The sequence below is a fragment of the Luteibacter sp. genome (genome assembly GCF_035539195.1).
Classification (GTDB): Bacteria; Pseudomonadota; Gammaproteobacteria; order Xanthomonadales; family Rhodanobacteraceae; genus Luteibacter.
Genome location: NZ_DATLIW010000012.1, coordinates 64,572 through 73,217, shown reverse-complemented (window position 1 = coordinate 73,217; position 8,646 = coordinate 64,572). Strand labels below are relative to the sequence as shown.

Genomic DNA, 8,646 nt, shown 5'->3' with positions numbered 1-8,646 from the left:
CGTATCGAATGGCCTTCGGCCAGGATCAGATGCACGGCCTCGTCCCGCTGAGCCTGCGTAATGTCTTTGCGTCCCATGGTTCACCTCGTTCTGGCTGCGAATCCCTTTGGGATGTCCAGAAAAATTAGACCACTTCAGGGCACCGAAGGCTCTGCGCCGCCACGTCCGAGCCCGCGCGGCATCAGCCGCTGATAACACGCACTCGCGAAGCGAGTGAGCCAATGCCCTCGGCGTCCCCGGAATTCCACGAAGAACCAAAAAAAGGGGACGCCGAAGCGCCCCCTTTCCCTCACCCCGAGTTGGATCGCGATCAGATCGCGTAGTACATCTGGAACTCGAGGGGGTGGGTGCTCGCACGGTAGCGCGTCACTTCCTGCATCTTCAGCGCGATGTAGCCATCGATGAAGTCGTCGGTGAACACGCCGCCCGCCTTCAGGAACTCGCGATCCTTGTCGAGGGCGACGAGCGCCTCGTCGAGGCTGGCGCAGACCTGCGGGATGTTCTTCTCTTCTTCCGGCGGCAGGTCGTAGAGATCCTTGTCAGCCGGGGCGCCCGGATCGATCTTGTTCAGGATGCCGTCCAGGCCAGCCATCATGAGCACGGTGAAGGTCAGGTAGCCCGACTGCATCGGGTCCGGGAAACGGATCTCGATGCGGCGGCCCTTCGGGCTCGACACATACGGGATACGGCAGGAAGCCGAGCGGTTACGCGCCGAGTAGGCGAGCATCACCGGTGCTTCGAAGCCCGGGACCAGGCGCTTGTAGCTGTTGGTCGTGGAGTTGGCGAAGGCATTGATCGCCTTGGCATGCTTGAAGATGCCACCGATGTACCACAGCGCCGTCTGCGACAGGCCACCGTAGAGGTCGCCCGCGAACAGGTTCTCGCCGTTCTTCGACAGGGACTGGTGCACATGCATGCCCGAGCCGTTGTCGCCGACGATCGGCTTCGGCATGAAGGTCACGGTCTTGCCTGCCTGGTGGGCGACGTTCTTGATGACGTACTTCATCGTCATCAGCTCGTCGGCCTTCTTCACCAGGGTGTTGAAGCGCGTGCCGATCTCGCACTGGCCCGCATTGGCGACTTCGTGGTGATGCACTTCGACCACCTGGCCGAGCGACTCGAGCACCTTGCACATGTCGGCGCGCAGGTCGCCCAGGCTGTCCACGGGTGCCACTGGGAAGTAACCGCCCTTCACGCCCGGACGGTGGCCGGTGTTGGTGCCGTCGTACTTGTAGCGCGACGACCAGGCCGCTTCCTCGGAGCCGATCTCGTAGAACACGCGGCCCATGTCGTTCTGCCAGCGGACCGAGTCGAAGATGAAGAACTCGGGCTCCGGGCCGAAGAAGGCGGTGTCGGCGATGCCGGTCGACTTCAGGTAGGCTTCGGCGCGCTTGGCGATCGAGCGCGGGTCGCGGCCGTAGGCCTGCATGGTGCTCGGCTCGAGCACGTCGCAATGCAGGATCAGCTGCTTGTGGGCGCTGAACGGATCGAGGTGCGCGGTTTCCGGATCCGGCATGAGCACCATGTCGGACTCGTTGATGCCCTTCCAGCCGGCGATCGACGAACCGTCGAACATCTTGCCGTCTTCGAAGGTGCTCTCGTCGATGGCGTGAGCGGGAAACGTGACGTGATGATGCTTGCCGAGGATGTCGGCGAAGCGGAAATCGACGAACTCGATTTCCTCGTCCTGGATCAGGTTCAGCACTTTCGAAGCGGCGGACATAAAAACCTCGGGTAGGTGGGCGGAGTCCATTTAGCAAGCGCCATGCCAGCGGCTCCGCCATCGACGGGGCGGCCAGGACCAAGCTTTCGCATCATAGAACGGCTTTGCGACAGGTGTGCAAATGCACCAACATGGTGCATTTGCTGGAAGCTTGCACCATGGCAGCCGGGGCGCTCCTCTCGCCCTCCACCTTCGAAGTGAGGTTTCGACACCGCTGTCGCGCCGTCCGCAGCATGGAAAGCGCCGGTTTTGGCCTGCCACCGACATCGTTTACCCTGCGGGCTTGCCTGGCATCGAACTCTCCCCCTTGGAGCTCGCGCCCGACGCCCCGCCATCGCGAACGAAGACCATGACGAAGAAAACCCAGAACGACACGCCGGATGCCGGCCGACGACGCCTGCTTGGCGGCATCGCGACCACCGGCGCCGTGCTTGCCCTGGGCGGCGTGGCCGAGGTCGCCGCGGGCGAATCGAACGCTCGTGCGGCCACCCCCAGCGGCAAGGAACTCGATGCGCTGCTTGAAAAGAACATCCGGCACGTCGTTGTGATCTACGCGGAAAACCGCAGCTTCAACAACCTGTTCGCCGAGTTCCCCGGACTGCAGCAGCCGTTGAGCGCGGTGCCCCCGGAGCGTTATCTGCAACGCGACCGTGACGGCAAACCGTTGGCCACGCTGCCGCCGATATGGGGCGGGCTCGTGCCGCACGAGCAGGTGGTCGACCACAAGCCATACAAGGTGGGTGAGAAAGACATCACCGGCTTGCCAAACGCGCCATGGGCCCTGCATACCGGCGATGGCACGCCGCTGCCGCACGGCCTGGTCACGCGCGATCTCGTCCACGCGTTCTACAACAACCAGCTGCAGATCAATGGCGGCAAGAACGACGGCTTCGTCGCCTGGGGCGACAACGGCGCGATGACGATGGGTCACTATGCGTCTTCGCCTGTGCACCTGCGCCTTTGGCGCCTCGCCGAGCAGTACACGCTTTGCGACAACTTCTTCATGGGCGCCTTCGGTGGATCGTTCCTCAATCACCAGTACCTGGTCGCCGCGCAGCCGCCGTTCTATCCGGACGCCGACAAGAGCCCGGCGCAGTTCGGGATCGCGGTGACCGAGAGCGGCGATCCGCTCGATTACCGACTGAAGATGGCCGAGGAATCGCCGGCCAGCGCGATGCAGGGCAAGCCCAAGTTCGCCCACCATAACCAGCTCACGCCCGACTTCTTCGCCGTGAACACTATCGGGCCGCCTTACTCGCCCGGCTTCAATGTCGATCCGAAGAATCCGTTGTTCGCCGACGCGACGAGTGCCAACACGCTCGTCCCGCAGAAGCACAAGCATATCGGCGACGTCCTCTCGGAGAAGGGCGTCGACTGGGCCTGGTACGGCGGCGGGTTCCAGGCCGCGCTGGACGGCAAGGGCGACGGCGAAGAAAAGCAGTTCCCGCAGACGCCGAACTTCCAGCCTCACCACCAGCCGTTGAACTACTTCGTGACGCTCGCGCCGGGCACGGAGGCACGCAAGCGCCATCTGCGCGATGGTGGCCTCGGCGAAACCGCGAAGACCAACCTCTTCCTCGCCGACGTCGCCGCCGGCAAGCTGCCGCCGGTGACCTTCTACAAGCCGCAGGGCGATCTCAACATGCATGCCGGCTACTCGGACGTCGAGGCCGGCGATCGACACATCGCCAACGTGGTGCAGGCACTGCGCACGAGTCCGCAGTGGAAGGACATGCTGGTCATCGTCACCTTCGACGAGAACGGTGGATGGTGGGACCACGTCGCACCGCCGAAGGGCGATCGCTGGGGGCCGGGCACGCGCATTCCGGCGCTGGTGATTTCTCCCTATGCGAAGAAGGGGCATGTCGAGCACACGATTTACGATACCGGGTCGATCGCGCGCTTTCTTACGCGGCGGTTCAAGCTGGAGAAGCTGCCGGGCCTGACCATGCGCGAGGACGCGATGGTGGCGGCGGGTGGACCGGCGCCGGGGGATTTGACGGAGGCGCTGGCGTTTTCCGGGCGCGGGGCTTCGTAGGTCGTCGCCGCTGAAGCGGCTCCCACAGGGACCCTTCGTCATCGGCCACCTCGGTACCCTAGACCGGCTACTCCGGTACCTGACCTTGGCTAGCTCGGTGTGTGGGCTTGGCTAGCTCGGTGTGTGGGCTTGGCTAGTTCGGTGTGTGGGCTTGGCTAGTTCGGTGCGTGGGCTTGGCTATCTTGGCGCCTGAGACCGGCCAGCTCGGGCCTGGGCCTGGGCCTGGGCCTGGGCCTTGCTACCGTAGTGCCTGGGAGGCGTTAACTCATTGCCATGGGTTACGTCTTGCCATGGGTTACGTCAGTGACCCGGCGAACCGCCGGATGCAAAGGGCGGTTTGGCGAACCACACCGCGATCATCGCCAGAACGAAAATCAGCGCGAAGCCCCAGAACACGTCGTTGACCGCCAGCGTCGCTGCCTGCAGGTCGACGATGCGGTTCAACGCGGCGTTCGCCGTTGGCCCTTGCACGCCCAATGCCTGGAAGCGATCCAGGTACTCAGTGGTGGTTCGGCTTCCGGCGCTGACGTTCTCCGCCAGCACGGCGTGGTGATAGGTCGTGCGGTGCGAGTACATCGTGGTACTGACGGCTGTCGCGATACTGCCGGCCAGCGTTCGGAAGAAGTTCGACAGGCCCGAGGCACTGGCCACTTGCTCGTCCGGCATGCCGGCGAGAATGATCTGGTTCACCGGCACGAAAAACAGCGCGATGCCGGCGCCCATGCAAAGACGAGGTATCGCCATCTCGCTATACGGCGCGTTCGTGCTGAGCGTGGACATGTAGAACGACGCGCTGGCGAAGATCGCGAAGCCGACCGTGTTGAGCAGACGCAGGTCGAACTTGCTCTGGAAGGCGCCGACGATCGGCGACAGCACGATCGCGAGTATGCCGATGGGCGCGACCACGAAGCCGGCCCAGGTTGCCGTATAGCCGAGGACCTCCTGCACCCACATCGGCATGACCACGGTGCCGCCGAAGAACGCGAACATGCCCAGCGACAGGCACAGGACGCCGACGAAGAAGTTGCGCCTTCCCAGGAGCCGAAGCTCGACCACGGGATGCTTGTGCATCAACTCCCAGGCAACCAGGAAGGTCAGGCAGATCAGCGAGACGATGGCCAGCACGGTGATGGTCTTGGAGGTGAACCAGTCGTCGTCGTTACCGTTGTCGAGCATGAACTGCAGGCAGCCGACGCCGACCGCCAGGAGGAACAGGCCGATCGCGTCGATGGGCGCCTTGACCACCTTCGATTCGCGGTCGCGCAGGAGCGCATAGGTGACGACGACGGCGAAGATGCCGACCGGTATGTTGATGAAGAAGATCCACGACCAATGGTAGTTGTCGGTGATCCAGCCACCGAGGATCGGCCCGAACACCGGAGCGACCACCACGGTCATCGCCCAGAGCGCCAGCGCGATCGGCCGCCGCGCCACGGGATAGTTGTTGAGCAGGAGTGTCTGCGATAGCGGCACCATCGGTCCGGAGACGGCGCCCTGCAACAGCCGGAATACGATCAACATGGGCATGCTTTGTGAGAAGCCGCACAACGCCGAGAACACGACGAAGAGCATGACCGAGGTCATGAACGTGCGCACTTCACCGAAGCGACGGGCGACCCAGCCGGTCAGCGGCTGCATCACCGCGCTGGCCATCGAGTAAGCGCTGATCGCCATCGTGCCTTCGTTGCTGCTCACGCCGACGTTGCCGGCGATGGTGCGTACGGAGACGTTGACGATGGAGATGTCGAGCACCTCCATGAACGTTGCCAGCGCGACGCCCGCGGTGAGCAGGACCAGGGCGCCGCCGGTCAGTGGTGCCTTCGACGCCCCGTTGCCGTTCTGCCCTGGCATCGATCAGCTGCCGCGCCTGGCCGGAACCGGCTTCGGCGTCGTATCCACGATGTTGGCGCGGATGATCGCCTCGGCATGCTGGTCGGCCTCGCCCATCTCCTGCTCGTAGACGTTGGTGCTTGCCAGCGGCTTGCTACGCACCGTATCGGAGAGGACACGGCCGTCGCGATCGTGCGTGTCGACCTTGACGTCGGTCGACAGGCCGATACGCAACGGGTGCTTGCGCAGGTCCTCCGCATCGATCGCCACACGTACGGGCAGGCGCTGCACGACCTTGATCCAGTTGCCGGTGGCGTTCTCGGCGGGCAGCAGCGAGAAAGCGCTGCCCGTGCCGGCGTTAAGGCCGACGATCTTGCCGTGGTACTCCACGTCGGAGTACATGTCCGTGGTGATCGTCACCGGTTGGCCGATGCGGATGTGCTCGAGCTGCGTCTCCTTGAAGTTCGCATCGACCCAGAGGTCCGACAGTGGGACAACGGTGAGCAGGTCCTGGCCCGGCTGGATGCGCTGACCGACCTGGACCTGGCGGCGCGCGGCGTAGCCTTCGATCGGCGAGACGATCGCATTGCGGCCGTTGTTCACCCAGGCATTGCGGAACTGCGAACGTGCCTGGACGACCGCCGGATAGTTCTCCACCGTCGTGCCATCGACCTGCGCGTGGGCGGCGGCCGCTTCGCGTTCCGCGGCATCGAGGGCAGCCTTGGCTTGCTCCATCTGGCGTTTGCCGGTGTCGACTTCCTCGGCGGATACGGCACGCCGTTCGAGCAGCGGGTGGCGGCGGTTGTAGTCGTCGCGCGCCTGCTCGTACTGCGCACGGCGCTGTGGGATGGCCGCATCGGCCTGGTTTGCCTGCTGCATCTTCGCCTGGGCCTCGCGTACCGCCTGGGCGAGTTGGCCTTCCGCATTCATCAGGCTCACGCGGGCGTCGACGGGGTCGAGCTTGATCAGTACCTGGCCCTGGTGCACGCGCTCGGTTTCTTCCACGCCCACCTCGATCACGGTGCCGGCGATGCGCGAGGAGATCGTCACCATGTCGCCCTTCACGTAGGCATCGTCGGTGGTCTCCCGCTGCGAGAATACGAAGATGTAGAGCAGGAGCCAGGCCAGGCCGGCAAGGACGAAGACCGCCGCGATGACGGAAAGGACGATGACCTTCTTGCGCTTCGCCTTCGGGTCTTCCTTTTCCTTGTCGTCCTTGTTCTTGCCGTCCTTGTCGTCCGCTTTCGCGTTCTGGCCTTTCTCGTCGTCCTTGCGGTCGCCTTGCTCTCCGCCATCGCGCGTCGTGTCTTGCCGGTCATCGTCGTCGTGCTCGGCGCGCGGCGATTCGTCCCCGTACTTGTGCAGGTACTTATAGCGGTACTTGAAAGGCAGCGGCGCGGTGCCGGCTTCGTTATCGTCGCGCGGTTCGTCGTTTTCTGGGGTCATCGCGGGGAATCCTTGCCGGCGTCGCCAGCCGGAAGAGCAGGCACGTCGCCGTCGGCGTGGTAGCCGCCGCCGAGCGCGTGGATGAGGGACAGATTGGCCGAGAGCATCTGACTGGTGAGCTGCAGGCGGGCGTCGCGCTGCTGATCCAGCTGCATGTCGGCGTCGAGCCAGGTACGGTCGTCGATGAGGCCTTTCGAGCGCCGGTCGGCTGCCTTCGTCCGCTGCGCCGCGCTGGCCTGGTACTGGCGATCGACCTGCACGCGCTGGTCTTCCAACATCCGCAAGGTGGTCACGCCCTGGGCGATCTGCCCGGCGGCCTGCACGACGGCGCCATCGTATTGGGCGACTGCGCTGTCGAGCTGCGCCTGAGCGCTTTCGAACTGGGCCCGCAGACGACCGCCACTGAAGATCGGCAGCTGGATCGAGGGACCGATGTTGCCGAGCGTCAGATCGGTGCGCGTGCCGGAACCGAGGTCGGGGTAGGTACGCAGGAAGGCACCGAGCGCCATGAGGCTCACGTCGGGGTAATAGGCCTTGCGCGCCTGGTCGATGTTCTTCGACGAGGCCTCGATCTGCCAGCGCGCCGCCGTGATGTCGGGCCGGCGCGCGAGCAAGCCGAGTCGCGCGTCGGCGGGCAGGCTCGTATCCGGCGTCGGCAACGGCGAGGGCGTGAGGGTCCCCAGATCGTTGGGCGAGACACCGGCCAGGGCGGCCAGCTGGACGAGGTCGAGGCTGGCGGCTCCCTCCAGCTGCGCCACGGCGCGGCGCTGCTGGGCCAGCCGACCATCGGCCTGATCGAGGTTGGTGGGATCGTCCAGTCCGCCGTGGACGCGAAGTTCGACCAGGTCGCGGTACTGGGCAGAGCTCTCGGCGGCATGCCGCGCCACCGTGAGCCGGGCCTGCTGCGCCTGCCAGTCGTAGTAGGTGTTGACGACGTTGTACTGCAGCGACGTGGCGGCCGATGCCCGTTCCGCCTCCGCCGCACGGGCCTGTCCCACCGCCGCGGACACCGCATCCTTCTGCTTGCCCCACAGGTCGAGGTCCCACGTGGCGAGCGCGCCGGCCGCCCCGCTGTTGCTCCAGCTCTTACCCGGATTGAGCTGGAAGCTTTGCGCGTTACCCGCGGCACCGGGCAACTCGCCCTTGACGGCGACATCGCTGTAACCGTGATTACCGTTGACCAGTCCACGGACTTGCGGATTCAGGTCGGCACGCGCCGAATCGACGGCACGCATGGCTGCGCGGTAACGCGCTTCGGCCTGCTCCATGTCGGGCGAGCCACGCATGGCCAGATCGACGATGCGGTCCAGCTGCGGGTCGCCGTAGCGCTTCCACCATGCCGGCTGCGGCCAGCCCGCCTGCGTGGTGGGCAGCCCGGCGATCGGAACGTCCTCGCGTGGCGAGAAGGCGGGCGGGCGGACCGCTGGCGCACAGGCGGCGACGAACAAGGCGCCGCCGAGGACGGCGATACGGGCGCCGCCGCATCGGCGGCGGAACCGGATGGAGGTGGACGCCATGGCATTCCATGTGAAGGCTGCTTGCGACGGCAAAAAATATCAGCGGACCCCGTGGGCGCCGCGTGATGGAGGGCGGCAGCGGCTAAGCTATG

Annotated in this window: 5 protein-coding genes; 1 reads left to right on the top strand and 4 read right to left on the bottom strand. The window is 65.2% G+C overall.

Annotation, left to right across the window (positions count from 1 at the left end; genetic code table 11):
* Positions 1-310: 310 nt before the first annotated feature.
* Entirely contained in the window at positions 311-1,723 is a 1,413-nt protein-coding gene (glnA, locus tag VM621_RS03350; RefSeq protein ID WP_325467580.1) for a type I glutamate--ammonia ligase, read from the bottom strand.
* Between the two features lie 349 nt (positions 1,724-2,072).
* Between glnA and acpA the strand changes: the two genes are divergently transcribed.
* The gene (acpA, locus tag VM621_RS03345) at positions 2,073-3,761 is read left to right on the top strand and encodes an acid phosphatase (protein ID WP_325467579.1); all 1,689 of its coding nucleotides are present in this window, start codon (positions 2,073-2,075) and stop codon (positions 3,759-3,761) included.
* Between the two features lie 300 nt (positions 3,762-4,061).
* On the opposite strand, the gene VM621_RS03340 is transcribed toward acpA, so the two are convergent.
* From VM621_RS03340 to VM621_RS03330, 3 genes are read right to left on the bottom strand one after another with little or no spacing between them, the layout of a single operon-like run.
* Positions 4,062-5,612 carry a DHA2 family efflux MFS transporter permease subunit gene (locus tag VM621_RS03340; protein ID WP_325467578.1) on the bottom strand — a complete coding sequence of 517 codons (1,551 nt, stop codon included), beginning with the start codon at positions 5,610-5,612 and terminating at the stop codon, positions 4,062-4,064.
* A gap of 3 nt (positions 5,613-5,615) precedes the next feature.
* Entirely contained in the window at positions 5,616-7,037 is a 1,422-nt protein-coding gene (locus tag VM621_RS03335; protein ID WP_325467577.1) for an efflux RND transporter periplasmic adaptor subunit, read from the bottom strand.
* Positions 7,034-8,554, bottom strand: a complete 1,521-nt coding sequence (locus VM621_RS03330) for an efflux transporter outer membrane subunit (RefSeq protein ID WP_325467576.1) — start codon at positions 8,552-8,554, stop codon at positions 7,034-7,036. Before VM621_RS03330 ends, VM621_RS03335 begins: the two co-directional genes overlap by 4 nt.
* Between the last annotated feature and the right edge of the window lie 92 nt (positions 8,555-8,646).